General features: G+C 45.8%; 20 protein-coding genes. 19 read left to right on the top strand and 1 reads right to left on the bottom strand.

The window, feature by feature from the left end; all coding sequences use genetic code 11:
- The first annotated feature begins 82 nt into the window (after positions 1 to 82).
- The 10 genes from NAF01_RS24030 (at position 83) to NAF01_RS23985 (ending at position 12,316) form a co-directional block, all read left to right on the top strand.
- Positions 83 to 1,270, top strand: coding sequence for an acetyl-CoA C-acetyltransferase (locus tag NAF01_RS24030; protein ID WP_250801379.1), 1,188 nt, complete (start codon positions 83 to 85; stop codon positions 1,268 to 1,270).
- Positions 1,271 to 1,276: 6 nt separating this feature from the next.
- Positions 1,277 to 1,513, top strand: a complete 237-nt coding sequence (locus NAF01_RS24025; RefSeq protein WP_250801377.1) for a hypothetical protein — start codon at positions 1,277 to 1,279, stop codon at positions 1,511 to 1,513.
- A gap of 38 nt (positions 1,514 to 1,551) precedes the next feature.
- On the top strand, positions 1,552 to 2,403 hold the full coding sequence (locus NAF01_RS24020) for a 3-hydroxybutyryl-CoA dehydrogenase (RefSeq protein WP_250801376.1): 852 nt from the start codon (positions 1,552 to 1,554) through the stop codon (positions 2,401 to 2,403).
- A 48-nt stretch (positions 2,404 to 2,451) separates the two neighbouring features.
- Entirely contained in the window at positions 2,452 to 3,582 is a 1,131-nt protein-coding gene (locus NAF01_RS24015) for an acyl-CoA dehydrogenase (RefSeq protein WP_250801375.1), read from the top strand.
- Positions 3,583 to 3,635: 53 nt separating this feature from the next.
- Complete coding sequence (locus NAF01_RS24010) at positions 3,636 to 4,775, top strand: acyl-CoA dehydrogenase (protein ID WP_048009445.1); 1,140 nt, start codon at positions 3,636 to 3,638, stop codon at positions 4,773 to 4,775.
- 324 nt (positions 4,776 to 5,099) lie between these two features.
- Positions 5,100 to 5,744 carry a TetR/AcrR family transcriptional regulator gene (locus NAF01_RS24005; protein WP_035328010.1) on the top strand — a complete coding sequence of 215 codons (645 nt, stop codon included), beginning with the start codon at positions 5,100 to 5,102 and terminating at the stop codon, positions 5,742 to 5,744.
- 49 nt (positions 5,745 to 5,793) lie between these two features.
- Positions 5,794 to 9,060 (top strand): fused isobutyryl-CoA mutase/GTPase IcmF, encoded by a 3,267-nt coding sequence (icmF, locus tag NAF01_RS24000; protein WP_226618750.1) that lies wholly within the window; start codon positions 5,794 to 5,796, stop codon positions 9,058 to 9,060.
- Positions 9,061 to 9,195: 135 nt separating this feature from the next.
- A complete protein-coding gene (locus tag NAF01_RS23995; protein WP_197246462.1) occupies positions 9,196 to 9,372 on the top strand; it encodes a hypothetical protein in 177 nt (58 codons plus the stop codon).
- A gap of 481 nt (positions 9,373 to 9,853) precedes the next feature.
- The gene (gene rpoE, locus NAF01_RS23990; protein ID WP_197217548.1) at positions 9,854 to 10,435 is read left to right on the top strand and encodes a DNA-directed RNA polymerase subunit delta; all 582 of its coding nucleotides are present in this window, start codon (positions 9,854 to 9,856) and stop codon (positions 10,433 to 10,435) included.
- A gap of 273 nt (positions 10,436 to 10,708) precedes the next feature.
- Positions 10,709 to 12,316 carry a CTP synthase gene (locus NAF01_RS23985; RefSeq protein ID WP_048009442.1) on the top strand — a complete coding sequence of 536 codons (1,608 nt, stop codon included), beginning with the start codon at positions 10,709 to 10,711 and terminating at the stop codon, positions 12,314 to 12,316.
- A gap of 125 nt (positions 12,317 to 12,441) precedes the next feature.
- Here the strand turns inward: NAF01_RS23985 and NAF01_RS23980 are convergent, their stop codons facing one another.
- The gene (locus NAF01_RS23980) at positions 12,442 to 12,963 is read right to left on the bottom strand and encodes a DUF2529 domain-containing protein (protein ID WP_250801374.1); all 522 of its coding nucleotides are present in this window, start codon (positions 12,961 to 12,963) and stop codon (positions 12,442 to 12,444) included.
- 211 nt (positions 12,964 to 13,174) lie between these two features.
- On the opposite strand from NAF01_RS23980, the gene NAF01_RS23975 reads away from it, so the two are divergent.
- The 9 genes from NAF01_RS23975 to NAF01_RS23935 all read left to right on the top strand — a co-directional run bounded on the left by NAF01_RS23975 (position 13,175) and on the right by NAF01_RS23935 (position 22,666).
- Complete coding sequence (locus NAF01_RS23975) at positions 13,175 to 13,549, top strand: response regulator (protein ID WP_172581936.1); 375 nt, start codon at positions 13,175 to 13,177, stop codon at positions 13,547 to 13,549.
- A gap of 257 nt (positions 13,550 to 13,806) precedes the next feature.
- Positions 13,807 to 14,664 carry a class II fructose-bisphosphate aldolase gene (locus NAF01_RS23970; protein ID WP_048009440.1) on the top strand — a complete coding sequence of 286 codons (858 nt, stop codon included), beginning with the start codon at positions 13,807 to 13,809 and terminating at the stop codon, positions 14,662 to 14,664.
- Between the two features lie 146 nt (positions 14,665 to 14,810).
- Entirely contained in the window at positions 14,811 to 15,455 is a 645-nt protein-coding gene (fsa, locus tag NAF01_RS23965) for a fructose-6-phosphate aldolase (protein WP_048009439.1), read from the top strand.
- Positions 15,456 to 16,191: 736 nt separating this feature from the next.
- Positions 16,192 to 17,478 (top strand): UDP-N-acetylglucosamine 1-carboxyvinyltransferase, encoded by a 1,287-nt coding sequence (locus tag NAF01_RS23960; RefSeq protein ID WP_048009438.1) that lies wholly within the window; start codon positions 16,192 to 16,194, stop codon positions 17,476 to 17,478.
- A gap of 167 nt (positions 17,479 to 17,645) precedes the next feature.
- Positions 17,646 to 18,608 carry a class II fructose-bisphosphatase gene (gene glpX, locus NAF01_RS23955; protein WP_035327992.1) on the top strand — a complete coding sequence of 321 codons (963 nt, stop codon included), beginning with the start codon at positions 17,646 to 17,648 and terminating at the stop codon, positions 18,606 to 18,608.
- Between the two features lie 606 nt (positions 18,609 to 19,214).
- The gene (rho, locus tag NAF01_RS23950; RefSeq protein ID WP_009332281.1) at positions 19,215 to 20,480 is read left to right on the top strand and encodes a transcription termination factor Rho; all 1,266 of its coding nucleotides are present in this window, start codon (positions 19,215 to 19,217) and stop codon (positions 20,478 to 20,480) included.
- 166 nt (positions 20,481 to 20,646) lie between these two features.
- Positions 20,647 to 20,859, top strand: coding sequence for a 50S ribosomal protein L31 (rpmE, locus tag NAF01_RS23945; RefSeq protein ID WP_009332279.1), 213 nt, complete (start codon positions 20,647 to 20,649; stop codon positions 20,857 to 20,859).
- A 197-nt stretch (positions 20,860 to 21,056) separates the two neighbouring features.
- Entirely contained in the window at positions 21,057 to 21,677 is a 621-nt protein-coding gene (locus NAF01_RS23940) for a thymidine kinase (RefSeq protein WP_035327985.1), read from the top strand.
- A gap of 548 nt (positions 21,678 to 22,225) precedes the next feature.
- On the top strand, positions 22,226 to 22,666 hold the full coding sequence (locus NAF01_RS23935) for a hypothetical protein (protein ID WP_197217553.1): 441 nt from the start codon (positions 22,226 to 22,228) through the stop codon (positions 22,664 to 22,666).
- The last annotated feature ends 9 nt before the right edge of the window (positions 22,667 to 22,675 follow it).

The following is a 22,675-nucleotide window of genomic DNA, read 5'->3' as shown; positions in this document are numbered from 1 at the left end:
ACTAGACCTGCAGCAGAGACTCTATTTTTTTCTAATCAATTTTTCGAACATTTTAAATTAATAGTACAAGGAGCGATTCTTTATGGGGAAAACCGTAATTCTTAGCGGAGTAAGAACACCATTTGGAAAATTTGCAGGAGGTCTCAGCACCTTTACAGCTTCTGATCTTGGCGGATTTGCAGTTAAAGAAGCGCTGAACCGTGCCGGCGTTAACCCGGAGGATGTTGACGAAGTGATTATCGGAACCGTTCTCCAGGGAGGACAGGGGCAAATCCCTTCACGCCAGGCTGCCAGAAAAGCAGGCTTGCCGTGGGAAGTGAAAACAGAAACGATCAATAAAGTGTGTGCTTCCGGAATGCGAAGCGTCACATTAGGAGACCAGATCATCCGTGCGGGTGACGAGGAAGTCATCGTTGCCGGCGGCATGGAGTCCATGAGCAACGCGCCATACATTTTGCCAAAAGCACGCTGGGGCCTGCGCATGGGTGATTCAACGGTCAAGGATTTAATGGTCTACGACGGTTTAAGCTGCAGCTTTACAGGCGTCCATATGGGAACGTACGGAAACTCGACAGCGAAAGAATTCGAAATCAGCCGTGAAGAGCAGGACAATTGGGCACTGAGAAGCCATGAACGTGCACTTGCTGCAATCGAATCCGGCAAACTGGCAGAAGAAATCGTTCCGGTGGAAGTTCCTCAGCGAAAAGGGGAACCGGTCGTTGTTTCTCAGGATGAGTCTCCCCGTAAAGATACTTCTTTAGAAAAGCTCGCCAAGCTCGGATCTGCTTTTAACTCCGACGGAACGATCACTGCCGGTAATGCGCCTGGCGTCAACGACGGAGCAGCAGCATTGGTATTGATGAGCGAAGAACGTGCAGAACGCGAAGGCAAAAAACCGGAAGCTTATATTCTCGGCCATACAGCTCTTGCTGTGGAAGCCAAAGACTTCCCGCAGACACCGGGCCTTGTCATTAATGCTCTTTTGAAAAAGACAGGAAAAACCCTTGAAGAGATTGATCTATTTGAAATAAATGAAGCATTTGCAGCCGTGGCACTTACAAGCGGAAAAATTGCCGGCCTTGATGCTGAAAAAGTAAACGTCAACGGCGGGGCCGTGGCTCTTGGCCACCCAATTGGCGCGAGCGGTGCAAGAATTATTCTGACCCTGATGCACGAACTGAAGCGCCGCGGAGGCGGAATCGGCATTGCGGCTATCTGCAGCGGCGGCGGCCAGGGCGATGCGGTGATGATTGAGGTTCCGAAGCAATAATCTGCTTTGGTAAGGCGGCTGCTTCACGGAAAAAGCCGTCTTACCGGACAAAAAATCGGTGCAGCGGCCCATTTATCGGCCCAAATCAGGTATTTACCGGCCATGCGGATAAAACGCCCGGCGGAACGAACATTTACCGGCCGATTCTATAAAAATACCGGCCAAGAAGCAGAATTTACCGGCCATATCAGCAAAAATACCGGCCAAACAGAGAAACGATTTGGAGAATTGATCACCTATTAAAAATTTACCGGTCAAACCCAAGAACGGAGGATACAAAAATGAACGTAAAAAACATTATGGTAATCGGTGCTGGACAAATGGGTTCAGGAATCGCACAGGTTTGTGCACAGGCAGGCTATAGCGTCATCTTAAATGACTTAAAGCCGGAGTTTGTGGAACGCGGCCTTGCTGTGATTAAAAAGAATCTTTTCCGCCAGGTGGAAAAAGAGCGCATGACAGCTGACGAGATGGAAGCAGTACTCAAAAATGTAACCGCTTCAAGCGATCTTCAGGACGCCAAAAACGTAGAGCTCGTCATCGAAGCAGCGGTTGAAAACATGGAGATTAAAACGAAGATCTTCAGCCAGCTGGATGAAATTGCACCAGAGCATGCGATTCTGGCAAGCAACACGTCATCCCTGCCAATTACAGAAATCGCAGCAGCAACAAAGCGTCCGGAAAAAGTAATCGGCATGCATTTTATGAACCCGGTGCCGGTGATGAAGCTTGTGGAAATCATTCGCGGCCTTGCGACAGCTGACGAAGTGTACCAAACGATCGAAGACATCACGAAGACACTCAAAAAAGTGCCGGTAGAAGTAAATGATTTCCCAGGATTTGTATCCAACCGCATCCTGATGCCGATGATCAATGAAGCAATCTTCACGCTTTACGAAGGGGTCGCGACAAAAGAGGCCATTGATGAAGTGATGAAGCTTGGCATGAACCATCCAATGGGACCGCTGACTTTGGCAGACTTCATTGGCCTGGACACATGCCTGTATATTATGGAAACCCTGCATGAAGGCTTTGGCGATGATAAATACCGCCCATGCCCGCTGTTAAGAAAATATGTAAAAGCCGGCTGGCTTGGCAAGAAGACAGGCAGAGGCTTCTACGTTTACGAATAAACCATTAGCCTTGGCCATCAGACCCAGGCAGCATCGGAGGGTATACAAATGAACCTGAGATTTACTGAAGAGCAGGAAATGATGAGAAAAATGGTGCGCGATTTTGCTCAGGCAGAAATCGCCCCTTTTGTTGAAAAAATGGAGCAGGGCCAGTTTCCAAGGGAGATTCTCCGCAAAATGGGCGAGCTTGGCCTGATGGGGATTCCCATTCCTGAAAAATACGGCGGATCGGAAATGGACTTTACCTCTTATATTATCGCCATCCATGAACTGTCCCGCGTAAGTGCGACGGTTGGCGTTATTTTATCGGTCCACACATCGGTTGGAACAAACCCAATCCTTTATTTCGGTACGGAAGAGCAAAAGCAGAAATATATTCCGAAGCTTGCTTCAGGCGAGTATCTCGGCGCTTTTTGCCTCACGGAACCGAGCGCAGGCTCGGATGCCGGAAGCTTAAAGTCCCGTGCGGTAAAAAACGGAGATCATTATGTCATTAATGGTTCAAAAGTGTTCATCACGAATGCCGGCGAAGCAGATGTATATATCGTATTTGCTTCCACAAATCCGGAGCTTGGCAGCAAAGGCATCTCCGCTTTCATTGTCGAGAAGGATACGCCAGGCCTTGTGTTTGGAAAAGATGAGCACAAAATGGGTCTGCACGGCTCCAGAACATTGCAGCTGACATTTGAAGATATGCGGGTTCCGGCTGAAAATCTCCTCGGCAATGAAGGAGAAGGCTTCAAGATTGCGATGGCTAATCTGGATGCCGGACGGATCGGGATTGCTTCACAGGCACTTGGAATTGCAGAAGCAGCTTTTGAAGCAGCCGCGGGTTATGCAAAGGAACGTGTACAGTTCGGCAAGCCGATCGCTGCTCAGCAGGGTGTCGGCTTTAAGCTTGCAGACATGGCGACAAGCGTTGAAGCAGCAAAACTATTAATCTATCGCGCAGCAGACATGCGCCAGCGCGGCATCAAGTGCGGACTCGAAGCCTCCATGGCAAAGCTGTTTGCATCCAAAACGGCAGTGGACGTGACAACAGAAGCCATCCAGGTATTCGGCGGCTACGGCTACACAGAGGATTACCCGGTTGAACGCTACTTCCGCGATGCAAAAATTACCGAAATCTATGAAGGCACAAGCGAAATTCAGCGGATTGTCATCAGCAAACAGCTGTAAAGCAGCCTTTTTATAAAAAAGTTATCGAATCCATATAAAGCGAGGGACCAACAATGAATTTCCAATTAAGTGAAGAGCATGAAATGATCAGAAAAATGGTGCGTGATTTTGCCAGGAACGAAGTGGCTCCGACAGCTGCTGAACGCGACGAAGAAGAACGCTTTGACAGAGAGATTTTTGACAAAATGGCGGAGCTTGGCTTAACAGGGATTCCGTGGCCTGAAGAGTACGGCGGAATCGGCAGTGATTACCTGGCTTACTGCATCGCAGTTGAAGAGCTTTCAAGAGTGTGTGCATCTACAGGTGTAACTCTTTCTGCCCATACGTCCCTTGCAGGCTGGCCGATCTTCAAGTTCGGCAACGAAGAGCAAAAGCAAAAATACTTAAAGCCAATGGCACAAGGTGAAAAAATCGGCGCATACGGACTTACTGAGCCGGGCAGCGGATCTGATGCCGGCGGAATGAGAACGACAGCACGTCTTGAAGGCGATCATTACGTCTTAAACGGCAGCAAAATATTCATTACAAACGGCGGAATCGCAGATATCTATGTCGTGTTTGCCCTGACAGATCCATCCTCCAAGCATAAAGGAACAACAGCGTTCATCGTGGAAGCAGGCTTTGAAGGCTTCTCTGTCGGCAAGAAGGAAAAGAAATTGGGAATACGTTCATCACCAACAACTGAGATTATTTTTGAAGAGTGCAAGGTGCCGGTTGAGAACGTGCTTGGCAATGTAGGCGAAGGCTTCAAAGTTGCCATGATGACACTGGATGGCGGCCGCAACGGCATCGCTGCTCAGGCAGTCGGAATCGCTCAGGGTGCACTGGATGCTTCCATCGAATACGCTAAAGAACGCCACCAATTCGGCAAGCCAATCGCTGCCCAGCAGGGAATCGGCTTTAAGCTGGCTGACATGGCAACAAGCATCGAAGCTTCAAGACTATTAACTTACCAGGCAGCATGGCTGGAATCAGAAGGACTTCCATACGGAAAAGAATCTGCCATGTCCAAACTTCTTGCGGGCGACACGGCCATGAAAGTAACAACAGACGCCGTTCAAATCTTTGGCGGCTACGGATATACAAAGGACTACCCGGTAGAACGCTACATGCGCGACGCCAAAATCACACAAATCTACGAAGGCACACAGGAAATCCAGCGACTCGTAATCTCTCGTATGGTAACGAAATAAGTTCTTAAAAGGGCTGTTTTGAAGATAGTTGTGCATTAGAGTTGCTGACTAAGTTTTAAGTAATGAGTTGATTGGAGCGGAAGGTGCGAGATCCTCGAAAATGCTATCGCATTTTCTTCGTGCGGTGTTTTTTTCGGGGAAGTTTATTCAACGTCCTGCGGGAGTAGCGGGACAGGTGAGACCCCGCAGGCGCGCAGCGTCGAGGAGGCTCACCGCCTGCCCCGCGGAAAGCGAGCAGCCTGGAGCGGAAATCAACGGGCATAATTCATAAGCTAAAACAAATTTATAAACAGGCATATGAATGGCGGGAGGCGGTAGGTAACAATGAAAAAACGGGAAGTGCAGGCTTCTGTTAAAGATGAGCGTCTTGTCAAAAAAAGACGCGATCAGATGATCAAAGGTGCCGTCACCCTTTTTATCCAAAAAGGGTTCCATCGTACAACAACTAGAGAGATCGCAAAGGCATCTGGTTTTAGTATTGGAACGCTTTATGAATACATCCGGACAAAGGAAGACGTCCTGTACCTGGTTTGCGACAGCATTTACGACCAGGTCGCCGAACGGCTTCAGAAAGGCCTTGATACAAAACAGGGCACACTTGAAAGCCTGAAACAGGGCATCGCCGATTACTTCAAAGTGGTCGACGAAATGCAGGATGAAGTGCTTGTCATGTACCAGGAAGTAAAGGCGCTGACAAAAGACGCCCTTCCATATGTGCTCAAGAAAGAAATTGAAATGGTTGGCATGTTCGAGCATGTCATTACCCTTTGCGTGGAGAACGGAGAACTGGACCTGCCGGAGGAAAAAATCAAAATGATCGCCCATAACATTTTTGTCCAGGGGCAAATGTGGGCATTTCGCCGCTGGTCCCTGCAGAAAATGTACAGCATTGAGGAGTATATCCAGCTGCAGACCAATCTTCTTTTCCAGGGAATAAAGGATTCGGGCAAGGTCTCGGAAAAAGCTTAAGAATAGTGCGCAGGGATTAGCCTTGCGTTTACGGACAAGGGGGAGAACGATGAGCAATCCAGAAGTCTATAAGCCGAAAAATCATATTCGTTTTGTGACGGCTTCCAGTCTATTTGACGGGCATGATGCCTCCATCAACATTATGCGCCGCATCATCCAGGCAAGCGGGGCAGAGGTCATCCACCTCGGGCATAACCGTTCTGTGGAGGAAGTCGTAAATGCTGCGATTCAGGAAGATGTGCAGGGAATCGCCATTTCCTCTTATCAGGGAGGACATGTGGAGTATTTCAAATATATGTATGATCTTCTGAAGGAAAGAGGCGCATCCCACATCCGCATTTATGGCGGCGGCGGCGGTGTCATTATCCCGAAGGAAATCAAAGAATTGCATGACTACGGAATCGCAAGGATTTTCTCGCCGGAAGACGGGCGTCAGTACGGTCTTCAGGGCATGATTGATCAGATGATCAAGGAATGTGATTTCCCGACGTTTACAGCCGAAGCATCCGAGCAGATTGAAAAGCTTCAGGATGGGGAAACAAATGCCATTGCCAAGCTGATTACACTGGCTGAGCATCAGGTAACCGTAGGCAAGGAAGCGGCAGCTGCGCTTGAGCCGGTTATGGAGAAAGTGAAATCCCTCGAAAAGCAGGTTCCGGTTGTAGGGATTACAGGAACAGGCGGTGCCGGAAAAAGCTCGCTGACAGATGAGCTAATCCGCCGTTTCATCAATGAAATTCCAGAGAAAAAAGTCGCGATTCTTTCAGTAGATCCGACAAAGCAAAAAACGGGCGGAGCCCTTCTTGGCGACCGTATCCGCATGAACGCCATTTTTAATCCGCGCGTCTACATGCGAAGCCTGGCAACAAGAAATTCCCGCAGCGAGCTGTCGCTGGCGATTCAGGATGCCATTTCAGTTGTCAAAGCAGCCGGTTTTGATTTGATTATTGTGGAAACAAGCGGAATCGGGCAGGGAGATGCCGGCATTACGGAAATTTGTGATGCTTCGATGTATATTATGACAAGTGAATTCGGTGCGCCTTCCCAGCTTGAAAAAATTGATATGATCGATTATGCCGATTTGATCGTCATTAATAAATTTGAACGCAAAGGCTCAGAGGATGCGATGCGCCAGGTGCAAAAGCAGTACCAGCGCAGCCGGATGCTTTTTGAAAAAGAGCTTGAAGACATGCCTGTCTACGGAACCATTGCGAGCCAGTTCAATGACCCGGGCACAAACGCGGTGTTTGCGGCACTGGTGGAAACGATTAATGAAAAAGCAGGTACAGACTGGAAGACAAGTTTTACGAAAAATGCAAAAGTTGAAAAGCAGAATGTCATTATCCCGAATGAACAGCGCTATTATCTCCGCGAAGTATCTGAAGCAGTCCGCAGCTACCATAAGAAAGCCGAAGAGCAGGCGGATCTTGCCCGAAAACTGTTCCAGCTTGAGGGGGCAATTCTTGCTGTAAAAGAACAAGAAGGAAACGAAGAAGTCATTGCTTCGCTTGAAGCCATTAAATCAGCAGCAGAAGAAAAGCTGACGGCTGAAACAAAGAACATTCTGGCAGGCTGGGAAGATCTGAAGGAAAAATACTCTGGCGAGCAATTTGTAACAAAAATCCGTGATAAAGAAATCGTGACGGTTTTAAAAACAAAGAGCTTATCCGGGCTGTCCATTCCAAAAGTGGCACTGCCTAAGTACAAAGATTACGGAGAAATCATCCGCTGGGTATACAGAGAAAACGTGCCGGGTTCTTTCCCGTATACAGCAGGTGTATTCCCGTTCAAGCGCGAGGGTGAAGATCCGAAGAGACAGTTTGCCGGAGAAGGGACACCGGAACGGACAAACCGCCGCTTCCATTATCTGTCCAAAGACGATGCCGCAAAGCGCTTGAGCACAGCATTTGATTCGGTCACCCTATACGGGGAGGATCCTGACTACCGTCCGGACATTTACGGAAAAGTCGGGGAGAGCGGAGTCAGCATCTGTACACTGGACGATATGAAGAAGCTGTATGCCGGTTTTGACCTGTGCCATCCATCTACATCTGTATCAATGACGATCAATGGGCCGGCGCCGATTATTTTGGCGATGTTCATGAACACAGCGATCGAACAGCAGATTGAGGCAAAAGAGCAGGAGCTTGGCCGTGTGCTGACACCTGAAGAGTTCACCGAAGTCAGGGCGCAAACGCTGCAGACAGTCCGCGGAACGGTTCAGGCTGATATTTTAAAAGAGGATCAGGGCCAAAATACTTGCATCTTCTCGACGGAGTTCGCATTGAGAATGATGGGCGATATTCAGCAGTATTTCATTGACCACAAGGTCCGCAATTACTACTCTGTATCCATTTCCGGCTACCATATCGCCGAAGCGGGCGCTAACCCGATTTCACAGCTTGCCTTTACACTGGCAAACGGTTTTACGTATGTGGAGTACTATTTGAGCAGAGGCATGAACATCAATGATTTTGCACCAAACCTTTCATTCTTCTTCTCGAATGGACTGGATCCGGAGTATACCGTGCTCGGCCGTGTGGCGCGCCGCATCTGGGCAACGGTTATGAGAGATAAATATGGTGCGAACGAGAGAAGCCAGAAGCTGAAGTACCATATCCAGACTTCAGGACGTTCCCTGCATGCACAGGAGATAGATTTTAACGATATCCGCACAACGCTGCAGGCGTTAATGGCGCTTCAGGATAACTGCAACTCGCTTCATACCAATGCGTATGATGAAGCCATCACGACACCTACGGAAGAGTCTGTCCGCCGGGCAATGGCCATCCAGATGATCATTACAAAAGAGCATGGCTTATCGAAAAATGAAAACCCGCTTCAGGGCGCCTTTATCGTGGATGAGCTGACAGATCTTGTGGAAGAGCAGGTGCTGAGAGAGTTTGAACGCATCAATGACCGCGGCGGCGTTCTTGGTGCCATGGAAACTCAATACCAGCGCGGAAAAATCCAGGATGAGTCCATGTACTATGAAATGAAAAAGCATACCGGCGAGCTTCCGATCATCGGAGTTAACACTTACTTGAACCCAAATCCTCCATCAGAGGACGAAATGAACAATATGGAGCTTGCAAGGGCAACGAAGGAAGAAAAAGAAACACAAATCCGCAATCTGCGCAGCTTCCAGGAGCGCAACAAAGACAAATCGGAAGAGGCACTGAACCAATTGAAAAAAGCAGCAGTCAGCGGCGGCAACATTTTCGCCGAGCTGATGGAAACCGTCAAAGTGGCAAGCCTCGGCCAGATTACCCGTGCATTATACGAAGTGGGCGGGCAGTACCGGCGGAATATGTAAAAACAGGGCCTGCAGCTGCAGGCCCTTGTTTTCTGCACTATATTTTAATATAGAATTAATATAAAATACATCCATATCCTATATAATGGAATCAATACATAGCAATGTACTTCGGGAAACCTGGGATGTGAAAATATGAAAAAAATCTTGCTCTACGCAGCCATACTTGCCGCTGCTGCAGGTGTTTACTTTTTATATGGAAAACAGCTGGGAGCGATAGCATTCTTCCTGCTCTCCATCTACTTCACCTGGCTCGCCTATAAAAAATGGGACCGGCCGCTGAGGGGCAGGAGAAAGCGGAGGGCAGATTAGCTTCTTTTAACGGATAATCTTAAAAAAGTTAATTGTCTTGCGAATACAATGAGAGTTTTTCTGCTGAGTTAATTGGAGCGGAGGGCACTTGATCCTCGAAAATGCTAACGCATTTTCTTCGTGCGGTGTTTATCCGAGGAAGCCTATTCAATGTCCTGCGGGAGGAGAGGGAGCGGGAGACCCCGCAGGCGAAGCCGAGGAGGCTCCCGTTCCTCCCCGCGGAAAGCAAGTGCCCGCAGCGGAAATTAACGGACATCATTCAAAGCCCTATTAAGATAATTTAAAATCAAGAATAAATCGCATAAAAATACTCAGAACAACAGATATAACTGGCATAAACCGTAAAAATTTGTTTATAATGAAGAATATGCCTTCTTGCAGGCTGTCCGCATGCATTTGCAGGGCCCTGCGGAAATTCAACTTATATGGTTTATTATTTGCGCGTTTATGAGCGTTTACATAGGGAAAGGAAGTGCTGATATTGAGTTTGGAACAGTTCTCAAAAGAAGAATTGCAGGAAATGTCATTAATCGAAGTGGCTTATGAACTTCTGACAAGCAAAAAAGAACCAATGGCCTTTAATGACATCATGAATGAAGTAGCTAAACTTATGAACCTTTCAGAGGAACAAGTCAAGGGAAAAATTGCACAGTTCTATACAGATTTAAATATAGATGGCCATTTCATCGGATTGGGCGATAACCGCTGGGGTCTTCGTTCATGGTATCCGGTTGACCAATATGAAGAAGAAGTCGTAACGGTAATCAAGCCTAAGAAGAAAAAGGCGAAGAAAAAGGGCGACGACGATCTCGATCTTGAAGATTATGATGAACTGGATGAAGAGGATATCGACTACGATGATATCGACGGATTCGATGATGATGACCTGACTGAAGACGATGATGATGATCTTCTGGACGATGACGATGATCTTGAAGATGATGATGATTTCGAAGACGATGAAGATATCGTAGAAAAAGATGAAGAATTCGACCTTGGCGATGATGACGAAGAGCTTGAGGAAGATGACCTCGACGCTGACGAAGACGAAGAAGATTTATAACCTTGACTTTTCGTTTCAGGGCTTGTAGAATACTTTTTGGGCTCCTTAAAAAAGGACGATTCGTTTAGACGCTAATAGCGCTCCCTTACTTACTTAAGTAAGAGGAGCGCTTTTTATTTTTTTTACAGGCCATGTGCCTTTTCAAGAAGAGCTAAACCATCCCTTTGCGATAAGCTTCCGCTGAAAAACCGGAGGCTGAACAATAGAATTTTTATCATCAAGTTTTTAAACCGGCATCATTATGCACAAACTGATATCAAGGGGGAATTTTTCATGACTAAGTATATTTTTGTTACGGGCGGAGTTGTTTCGTCACTGGGAAAAGGAATCACGGCAGCATCGCTTGGCCGCCTGCTGAAAAACAGAGGGTTAACGGTTACGATTCAGAAATTCGATCCTTACATAAATGTGGATCCGGGAACAATGAGCCCGTACCAGCATGGTGAGGTGTTTGTAACAGGTGACGGCGCAGAGACTGACCTGGACTTAGGCCACTATGAGCGTTTTGTTGATATTAACCTGACAAAGTACAGCAGTGTTACGACTGGTAAAATTTACTCTACTGTCCTTAGAAAAGAGCGCCGCGGCGACTATAACGGCGGAACGGTACAGGTTATTCCGCATATCACAAATGAAATCAAGGATAAAGTTTTCCGTGCAGGCCATGAAACGAATTCTGATGTGGTCATCACAGAAATCGGCGGAACAGTAGGGGATATTGAGTCACTTCCATTCCTTGAAGCGATCCGCCAAATTAAGAGTGATATCGGCCGCGATAATGTAATGTATATTCACTGTACACTGGTTCCTTACATCAAGGCAGCAGGCGAAATGAAAACAAAGCCGACACAGCACAGTGTTAAAGAACTAAGAAGCCTTGGCATTCAGCCAAACGTAATTGTTCTGCGTACTGAAATGCCAATTTCCCAGGATATGAAGGACAAAATTGCCCTATTCTGTGATATCGATAAAGAAGCAGTTATTGAAGCAACAGATGCGGATACTTTATATTCTATCCCGCTATCTCTTCAAGATCAGAAGCTTGATGAAATCGTCTGCAAGCATTTGAAGCTGGATTGCGGAGAAGCAGAGATGACCGAGTGGAAGCAGCTGGTTGACAAGGTTCTAAACCTTTCAAGGAAAACCAAGATTGGCCTTGTCGGTAAATATGTTGAATTGCAGGATGCTTACATTTCTGTTGTTGAAGCCCTAAAACATGCCGGTTATGCCTTTGATTCTGATATTGAAATCAAATGGATCAATTCTGAAGAAGTGGACAGCACGAACGTGAATGAACTGCTTCAGGACGTGGACGGAATCCTGGTTCCGGGCGGATTTGGCGACCGCGGCATTGAAGGGAAAATCCTTGCCATTCAATATGCGCGCGAAAACAAAAAGCCATTCCTTGGCATCTGTCTTGGCATGCAGCTGGCTTCCATTGAATTTGCAAGAAACGTACTGGGTCTTGAAGGAGCGCACTCAGCAGAAATTGCTCCTGAAACACCGCATCCAATTATCGACCTTCTGCCTGAGCAAAAGGATATTGAGGATTTAGGCGGAACTCTAAGACTTGGTTTACAAGCTTGTAAATTGAATGAGGATACAAAAGCCTTTGACGCATACCAGGATGAAGTGGTATATGAGCGTCATCGCCATCGCTATGAGTTCAACAACCATTACCGCCAGGATATGGAAAAAGCAGGCTTTGTCTTCTCCGGTACAAGCCCGGATGGCCGCCTGGTGGAAATCATCGAAGTCAAGGATCACCCTTGGTTCGTCGCTTCCCAGTTCCATCCTGAATTTATCTCAAGGCCAACTCGCCCTCAGCCATTATTCCGTGAATTTGTCGGGGCATCATTGAAGTTTAGCGAGGAACTATAATGTATGAAAGATCCCTCCGGATTCGGAGGGATCTTTTGTTTGTCCATGCGCACGCAAACCGGCTGTATTTGTGCATAACTAGTGAATGCCTATGCGCAGCCGAGGCACGGTGAAACCCGCAAAATCTATTCAAACTCCGCCAAAATCTCATCAATTGTAAACTTAATTCCATAATACACAAACAAAGCAGCCATGGAGGCCGGATAGCCGAAGCGATTGCCCTCTTCATCAGGCAGAAGGCCTTTCGCAAGCTTTAAATCTATATGAACATCAGCAAAATCAGCCAGGCTGCCGCCATTTTCAGTTCTTAAAGTGCTTACTGACACAAAAGGGACCCCTTTTTCGGATAAAGATTTTGCCAGAGCGGCTGCATCTTCGTCATCCGAATATCTTGAAAAGATGATGACCCGGTCTGTTTCAGAGACTTCGGAATCTTTCTCCAAAATCGCTGCAACTCTAAGCGGCTCTTGGCTTTGCACGGCTTCATAGCCGATTGCAGCCATTTCCTTAGTTCCATAAATATATATTTTCCCATCACCGGCAGCAGCCTGGGCCAAAAGGCGGGCGCTGTCCTCTATGGAAAACTCTTCTTTTTCCTGAAGTCTTTTAAATAAGCCTGTCAGCTGGGTAGAAAACATCTTCAGCAAATCCGTTCACTCCTTCATCTTTTCCTGCGGTTCTATTATAGAGAATAGGGAAGGAAAGGTAAAATAATCAAAGGTAATTGCTAAAATAAGAAGGAATAATCATCTTTCACAGAGAAATTAGCTGTAGGAGAATGTATAGTTAAGTGACCTGCAGTCATAATTCAGTATGGTTTTAAACCTAAGTGCTTTTAATACGACAGAAAGAGGTGGCTTGATGAAAGGGAAAATTTTAATCGTAGATGATCAGTTCGGAATCCGTATTTTACTTAATGAGGTACTGCAGAAGGAAGGGTACGACACATACCAGGCTGCCAATGGAGTCCAGGCTCTCGACATTGTTTCCAAACATTCGCCTGATCTTGTTCTTCTTGATATGAAAATACCGGGAATGGACGGGATTGAAATTTTGAAAAGAATGAGAGTAGTGGATAAAGATATCCGCGTTATTATCATGACGGCTTACGGTGAACTCGATATGATTCAGGAAGCAAAGGATCTGGGTGCTCTTACTCACTTTGCGAAGCCATTCGATATCGATGATATCAGGGCGGCAGTAAAAAAATATTTGCTTGTCCCTAACTCGTAATAAGCCAAAAATATCCGTTTTTAACCTGAAATTCCAACACGATAAAAATGATAGCGTTTGCTTTATGACATTTCATAAAAACGCGCTGGAATAATGGCTTTTCTAAGTCCTTTTTGGTATGATAACAGATGAATTCCAAAGGGTCGTCTCAGTTTAGCGGACTATTTTAAGGGTACATATTCGTTAGTGTTAAGGGGAAAACTTTAACAGTATTTAGTCTGTTGAACTTAAACGATTATCAATAAGGAGGAAGAAAAATGCCTTTAGTTTCTATGACTGAAATGCTTAATAAAGCAAAATCAGAAGGCTATGCAGTAGGTCAATTTAACTTAAACAACCTTGAGTTCACTCAAGCGATCCTGCAGGCGGCAGAAGAAGAAAAATCACCGGTTATCCTTGGTGTTTCCGAAGGTGCTGCACGCTACATGGGCGGTTTTAAAACGGTTGTAAAAATGGTTGAAGGACTGCTTGAAGATTATAAAATTACCGTTCCTGTGGCTATCCACTTAGACCACGGTTCAAGTTTTGATAAATGTAAAGAAGCAATCGATGCCGGATTCACATCTGTTATGATCGATGCTTCCCATGATCCATTCGAACAAAACGTGGAGACTACTTCAAAAGTAGTTGAATATGCACATTCAAAAGGCGTTTCAGTAGAAGCAGAGTTAGGAACTGTCGGCGGACAGGAAGACGATGTTATTGCTGATGGCGTTATTTATGCTGATGCAAAAGAATGTGAAGAGCTGGTTAAGCGCACAGGCATCGACTGCCTAGCTCCGGCACTGGGTTCTGTTCATGGACCATACAAAGGTGAGCCTAACCTTGGCTTTGCTGAAATGGAAGAGATCGGAAACCTTACAGGTGTTCCTCTGGTTCTTCATGGCGGTACTGGAATCCCGACAAAGGATATTCAAAAATCCGTTTCTTTAGGAACTGCTAAAATCAATGTAAACACTGAAAACCAAATTGCTTCCGCGAAACGTGTTCGTGAAGTATTGGCAGCAGATACAGAAGTATACGATCCGCGCAAATACTTAGGACCGGCACGCGAAGCGATTAAAGAAACAGTAATCGGCAAAATGCGCGAATTTGGTTCTTCAAACAAAGCATAATAAAATAACTGCACGAGAAACCGCTTCTGGAATTAGGAGCGGTTTGCCTTATTTATTGAGGCGAATATGCATGTAAGGCTTTACAGAATCGCAGCTTTATTTAATAATACATAGATATCAGAATATTTTATAAGGTGGGATTTTATATGAAGTTTTTCATCGATACAGCGAACATGGACGAAATTAAAGAAGCATATGCCCTTGGGGTAGTTGCCGGAGTAACAACCAACCCATCATTGGTGGCAAAGGAAAAGAATGTATCCTTCCCTGACCGTCTTCGTGAGATCACGGAATTGGTGCCAGGCTCAGTTAGCGCTGAGGTTATCGCTCTTGATGCTGAAGGCATGATTAAAGAAGGAAGAGAGCTTGCAGCGATTGCACCGAACATCACAATCAAGGTGCCAATGACACCGGATGGTTTGAAAGCCGTAAGCGCCTTTTCAAAAGAAGGCATTAAAACAAATGTAACGCTGATCTTCAGTGCAAACCAGGCGCTGCTTGCTGCAAGAGCAGGTGCTACATACGTTTCCCCATTCCTTGGACGCTTGGACGATATTGGCCACAACGGTCTTGATCTAATCTCCACAATTGCAGAGATCTTCGCGATTCATGACATTGATACAGAAATCATTGCGGCTTCCATCAGACATCCTCAGCATGTGACGGATGCAGCATTAAGAGGAGCTCATATCGCGACAATTCCTTATAAAGTCATCCAGCAATTATTCAACCACCCTCTGACAGATAAGGGAATCGAAGCGTTCCTCGCAGACTGGAACTCAAGAGGATAAAGTGAAACTTCAATCAGTTGGGAGTGCTTTTCTCCCTGCTGATTGTTAGTTGAGGCCCACAGGAAGTGGGTCACAAAGACGTTGCCACAGGACAAGGAAAGCTACGGCAGCGATACATCGCACGACCGAAAGCGGCAGCTTTTGGGAGGATGTGGCGTTATTAGTCTTTGTTCTTCTTTTCGGGCCTTTACGGGCAGTTTGACCCCCCTTATCCTCCATTGATTTCTTTGAGTCTTGAAGTGGGGGGGCTTACTGCCCGTTAGACTGAGATAAGCTTTCTTCGGAAAAATAACTCTAGGAAACTGGCTTTGTTTCGGTGCTGAATCGGATCAAAGCCAGCCCCATTACTTGTACCCCTGTTTTTTAGTGCTTCTTTCTTAATTTTAACTTTTTTTGAATACAATACATGAGATTTGATTTTTCGTGTAAACTATAAGATAAAGATAATGTCGGATTCTGTAAAAAACATATGGAAAATTGTTCCTTTTGCAACTTGCAATGTTGCAAAATGCAGATACATGATAATATGTAAGTGCATATTTTCCCAAAGACTATATTTTTCCGATATTAAAAAAAGACAAGCCTATTGGGTTTCTTATAGAAGCTATGGCTATTTCCTGCCAAAGTTGGTTAGAAAAGTAGTGTGTAGCTTTTGCTGTAAGGGCTATCAATTTTTTAAATATTGAAGTCAAATTCCAGCATATGTGTTTAACAACGGCTTAGAAGGGAGTTACAAATGGAAAAGCTAATGATTGCAGGTGGATATCCTTTAAAAGGCACTGTCCGGATCAGCGGGGCGAAGAATAGTGCCGTCGCATTGATTCCAGCTACCATTTTAGCGGAATCGCCTGTAACAATTGAAGGTTTGCCGGATATTTCGGATGTACAAATTCTAAAAGATTTGCTTGAAGAAATAGGGGGCACTGTCGAATTCTCTGAAAATGATATGACAGTTGATCCCTCTTCCATGATTTCCATGCCTTTGCCGAACGGAAAAGTAAAAAAACTGCGTGCTTCCTATTATTTAATGGGAGCGATGCTCGGCCGATTTAAAAAAGCGGTTATTGGACTTCCAGGAGGATGCCACCTCGGGCCAAGACCAATCGATCAGCATATAAAAGGGTTTGAAGCACTTGGCGCGCGTGTGACCAATGAACAGGGAGCCATTTACCTTCGTGCCGATGAACTGCGCGGAGCCCGTATTTATCTCGATGTTGTCAGTGTGGGAGCAACCATCAATATCATGCTTGCCGCTGTCAGGGCAAAAGGCAGAACCATTATCGAAAATGCCGCAAAAGAGCCTGAGATCATTGATGTTGCTACGCTTTTGACCAATATGGGCGCGAAAATCAAGGGTGCCGGCACTGATGTAATCCGCATTGATGGCGTGGATCATCTGCATGGCTGCCAGCATACGATCATCCCGGACAGGATTGAAGCGGGAACGTATATGATTGTTGGTGCAGCGGCCGGAGAAGGCGTGCTGATTGACAATGTCATCCCTCATCATCTTGAGTCCTTAATTGCAAAACTGCGCGAAATGGGCGTTCAGATTGAAACGAACGATGACCAGGTATTTGTCGGGCCAGCTGAGAAAATGAAAGCTGTGGACATTAAAACACTTGTCTATCCAGGCTTCCCTACAGACCTGCAGCAGCCGCTGACTTCTCTGTTAACGGGAGCAGAAGGGACAAGCATGGTCACTGATACTATTTATAGTGCCCGTTTTAAGCATATTGATGAGCTGCGCAGAATGAATGCCAATATTAAAGTGGAAGGGCGCTCTGCGATCATCAATGGGCCTGTTCAGCTTCAGGGTGCTAAAGTTAAGGCGAGTGATCTGCGCGCAGGCGCAGCATTGGTAATTGCCGGCTTGATGGCGGAGGGAGTTACCGAAGTCACAGGCTTAGAGCATATTGACAGAGGCTACAGCCACCTGGTTGAAAAGCTGAATGGACTTGGTGCCACAATTTGGCGCGAAGAAATGAGCAAGGAAGAAATGGAACAAATGAAGAACGCGTAAATAGAACACCTTTGAATATTGACAGCTGACTGATTAATACTTGAGGGAAAATCAAAGTAAAATCAGCAGACAAATATAAATTAAGGCGGGCTATTGCGGTGCCGGGGGTAAGAATCCGGTCCGCATTTGCCATGCTGCCAGCCTTAGAATCCGGGGAGGAAAAATCGATGGAAAGAAGTTTGTCAATGGAATTAGTTCGCGTAACGGAAGGTGCCGCTTTAGCATCAGCACGCTGGATGGGCCGCGGATTAAAGGATGAAGCGGATGATGCCGCTACTTCTGCAATGAGAGATGTATTCGATACAGTGCCAATGAAGGGGACAGTCGTTATCGGGGAAGGCGAAATGGATGAAGCACCAATGCTTTATATCGGGGAAAAGCTTGGGACAGGCTATGGTCCGCGTGTAGATGTCGCTGTTGATCCGCTTGAAGGCACTAACATCGTAGCATCCGGCGGCTGGAATGCATTAGCTGTTCTTGCGGTAGCTGACCATGGAAATCTTCTGCATGCTCCAGATATGTACATGGACAAAATTGCAGTCGGTCCTGAAGCGGTTGGACAAATTGATATTAACGCTTCTGTTTTGGATAATTTGAAAGCGGTGGCAAAAGCCAAAAACAAGGATATCCAGGATGTTGTGGCGACAGTGCTTAACCGTGAGCGCCATGAACACATCATCAGCCAGCTTCGCGAAGCAGGTGCCAGAATTAAATTAATCAACGATGGCGACGTGGCTGGAGCCATTAATACTGCCTTTGATGAAACGGGTGTCGATATTCTGTTCGGATCAGGCGGAGCACCAGAAGGCGTGCTGGCAGCTGTTGCCCTAAAGTGCCTTGGCGGGGAAATTCAGGGGAAACTTCTTCCGCAAAATGACGCAGAGGCTGAGCGCTGCTTGAAGATGGGCCTTGATATTAATAAAGTCCTTCTTATGGAAGACCTGGTAAAAGGCGATGACGCAATTTTTGCTGCAACAGGCGTAACAGATGGTGAGCTTTTGAAAGGCGTACAGTTTAAAGGCTCATATGGTTCAACCCATTCAATTGTTATGCGTGCCAAATCAGGAACGGTCCGCTTTGTCGAAGGGCGCCATAGTTTGAAGAAAAAGCCTAATCTTGTTATTAAATAAATATATCGCAGTCTAACGGGCAGTAAGACCCCCCTTCAAGACTCAGAGGAATCAAAGGAGGATAAGTGAGGTCAAACTGCCCGTAAAGGCCCGATTGGTGAGATACAGTGAAACTTGCCGACGCGCAGGCAGAGGCTTAGTTGAACCAATCGGGTTCGTAGTGTCGATTGATCGAAGCGCTAGCGGAGATCTTAGCGACACTAGAACGCGACTAACAATCAGTGGGGGAAAAGCACTCCCACTGATTGAAGTTTCACTTTAAATAAACAGATAGAAAATGAGTGCTGGCTGCATTGCGCCAGCCTGCTCATTTTCATTTCCTTCCTGCTATATTTTCCATATCAAATTTTGTTATTGATTAATTTTCATATTAAGGGGTAAAATAGAGATTGTTTTTCATGGAATAGGATACCTCAAAATTTTAACCGAAAACGGACAGCAAACCGTTCCATTCCTCGAAACCTTTAATTAAGAACATAATGATAGAATCTTCAGCTATTTTCAGTGCCTCAAAGTATCTTTCCCTTTCCTTTCATATAAAGTCCAATAATTTGAACAGCTGCATATGGAGGAAATAATTGAAAATTTCAAAAGTGTGGTGTAAAAATGGGTTTAAACATTTCAAGTTTAGAAAATATGAAGCTTAAAGAGCTTTATGAACTTGCCCGTGAATATAAAGTTTCTTATTACAGCAAGTTATCGAAAAAAGAATTAATTTTTGCCATCCTGAAAGCAAGAGCAGAACAGGAGGGCTACTTCTTCATGGAAGGTGTCCTGGAGATCATTCAGTCTGAAGGATTCGGCTTCCTTCGTCCAATTAACTATTCACCAAGCTCAGAGGATATTTATATTTCCGCTTCCCAGATCCGCCGTTTCGATTTGAGAAACGGAGATAAGGTTTCAGGTAAAGTCCGTCCTCCAAAAGAAAATGAGCGTTATTTCGGCCTGCTGCAGGTTGAAGCCGTGAATGGCGATGATCCCGAATCAGCAAAAGAGCGCGTTCACTTTCCTGGTCTGACACCACTTTATCCAAACCGCCATATGAAATTGGAGACAGGTACAAGACAGCTGTCTACAAGAATTATGGACCTGCTTGCACCGGTTGGATTCGGTCAGCGCGGTCTGATCGTCGCGCCTCCAAAAGCAGGTAAGACCATGCTATTAAAGGAAATAGCCAATAGCATTACAACCAACCACCCGGAAGCGGAATTGATCGTGCTATTGATTGACGAGCGCCCGGAAGAGGTAACAGACATCGAGCGTTCAGTTGCAGGCGATGTAGTCAGCTCCACATTTGATGAAGTGCCGGAAAACCACATTAAAGTGGCCGAGCTCGTTCTTGAACGTGCTATGCGCCTTGTTGAGCATAAGCGTGATGTTGTGATTCTGATGGACAGCATTACAAGACTGGCAAGAGCTTATAACCTGGTTATTCCTCCAAGCGGCAGAACCCTGTCCGGCGGTATTGACCCGGCGGCATTCCACCGTCCAAAGCGATTCTTCGGTGCAGCCCGAAACATTGAAGAGGGCGGAAGTTTAACGATTCTGGCAACTGCACTCGTTGACACGGGTTCACGGATGGATGATGTCATCTATGAAGAATTCAAAGGGACAGGCAATATGGAGCTGCACCTTGACCGTTCACTGGCTGAAAGAAGAATCTTCCCGGCCATCGACATCCGCCGCTCCGGCACGCGAAAAGAGGAACTTCTTATTCAGAAGGATCACCTGGACAAGCTGTGGGCAATCCGCAAGTCCATGTCAGATTCACCGGATTTCGCCGAAAAACTGCTTCGCAAGCTAAGACAGACAAAATCAAACGAAGAATTTTTCGCTAACCTTGCTGAAGAAATGAAGGCTAAGCGTTCGTAATTAAAATCCCATCTGGAAATTACAGGATGCGGAATTCACTTATTGCAAAAAATGTATGGACTTGTTATAATGATGACAGTGTGTTTTTGAAGTTTACGGCAATTCATGATTGCCCGTAATATATAACTCTGTTTCGAATGATTCAGGGCGGAAGGAGATGAAAAGAATGAAATCAGGAATTCATCCTAACTATAAAAAAGCAATGGTGAAATGTGCTTGCGGTAACGAGTTCGAAACCGGTTCTGTTCAAGAAGAGATCCGCGTTGAAACTTGCTCTGAGTGCCATCCATTCTACACTGGACGTCAGAAATTCGCTGAAGCCGGCGGACGTGTTGACCGTTTCAATAAGAAATACGGCATTAAGTCAGAACAAAAATAATAAACAACAAAAACAGGCAAGTTAACTTTCTTGCCTGTTTTTTATTGCAAAATAAGCCGTTATGAAGAATTGCTTTAGGGACCTTATTGCTTTTTAAAAGCGCGAGTGCAAGTAAGATTAACAGCTCGACCCTTTTCTTCATAAATTAGTCAAAACAAGCCATTCTATTAGTTAGAACGAGGAAGGAGAGGCCGTTCATGTACGTTATGAATCATCACGGATGGGTGGAAGTCATTTGCGGCAGCATGTTCTCCGGCAAATCAGAAGAACTGATTCGCCGTGTGCGCAGAGCTCAGTTCGCCAAACAGCAAATCGCTGTATTTAAACCGCAGATTGATAACCGATATAGTGATGAAGCTGTCGTTTCACATAATGGAACTTCGGTCATAGCTAAACCCCTGACCCAGTCTACCGATATTTTTAAATACATTACACCTGAAACTGATTTGATTGCTATTGATGAAGTGCAATTTTTTGATGATGAAATTGTCAAAGTCATTCAGCACCTGGCTGACAGCGGGCATCGTGTCATTGCTGCCGGACTTGACCAGGACTTCCGCGGGGAGCCGTTTGGCCAAATGCCTGCCATCATGGCGATAGCAGAATTGGTAACAAAGCTTCAAGCTGTCTGTGCCGTCTGCGGATCACCTGCAAGCCGCACACAGCGCCTGATCAATGGAAATCCAGCTTCATATGATGATCCGGTTATTTTAGTTGGCGCCTCAGAAGCCTATGAACCGCGCTGCCGCCATCACCATGAAGTTCCCAAATCACCCAATGTTCTAGAAAAACAGAAGACAACCGAGTTTTTATCATAAATTCATACTTAACGATCTCTCTGCCCTGGCATGTTCCGGGCAGTTTTTTTATTTTGCCGAGTAGAATTGGTTGCCATGAAGAGTTCATGAAGCCGAAAAGCAGAAGATCCGCGAAAAATCCGTGAGTGAGTCCGAACTTGGGTCATCTTCAGACACAAAAAGTAAAATCCGGGAGACTGAGTTTGAACTTGAGTTAACTTCAGACACAAAAAACCGAAAATCCCGGAATTTGAGTCCGAACCAGGATCAACTTCAGACACAAAAAGCGAAAATCCGGGAGTCAGAGTCCGAACCTGGGTTAACTTCAGACACAAAGAGCAAAAATCCGGGAGTCAGAGTCCGAACCTGGGTTAACTTCAGATACAAAGAGCAAAAATCAAGGAGTCAGAGTCCGAATCTGGATCAACTTCCAGATACAAAACTAAGACAAATGGTCGCCATGTCTTCAGCCAAATCAAAAATCAATGCCTTCACACCCCAGCTCTGCCTTATTTTGGACCGCACAATCCTCCCTCTAGCGGACATGCTATAAAAAGGAGGTGTAAGAAATGAAGAAACTGAGTATTTTCCTTTTGATGCTCGTATTTATGGCTGGCTGTGCCAACAATAAGGCAACTGAGAGTGAGTATGACCATGAGAGCCGGGATGGTGTTTCATTTATCAATAATGACCTGGACCGCACGGAGGACAATGATACAATGGACCGGACGATGAGCGGTGACCAGAACCCGAACTTTATCAATTTTGACGGCAAACGCCTGGATAACCAGGATGATATAGACCAGGCCCGCAAGGTGATTGCTGCTCATGAAGGATTCCGTCCTGGAGCTGTCTGGGTTAATGGAGAAGATATGTGGGTGACAGCTTATCGACGAGGCAATATGACCCATCAGGAAAAAATAGATTCTCAAGCCCAACTGCACAAAATGCTGATCAAGGCTCTGCCCCGTTATCATATTGAAGTGAAGGTTCAGGAAGACCGCACGTAAAATGCCCTG

The organism is Cytobacillus firmus (assembly GCF_023657595.1).
In the GTDB taxonomy this organism is placed as follows: domain Bacteria; phylum Bacillota; class Bacilli; order Bacillales; family Cytobacillaceae; genus Cytobacillus; species Cytobacillus firmus_B.
This window is presented reverse-complemented; position numbering and strand designations above follow the sequence as displayed.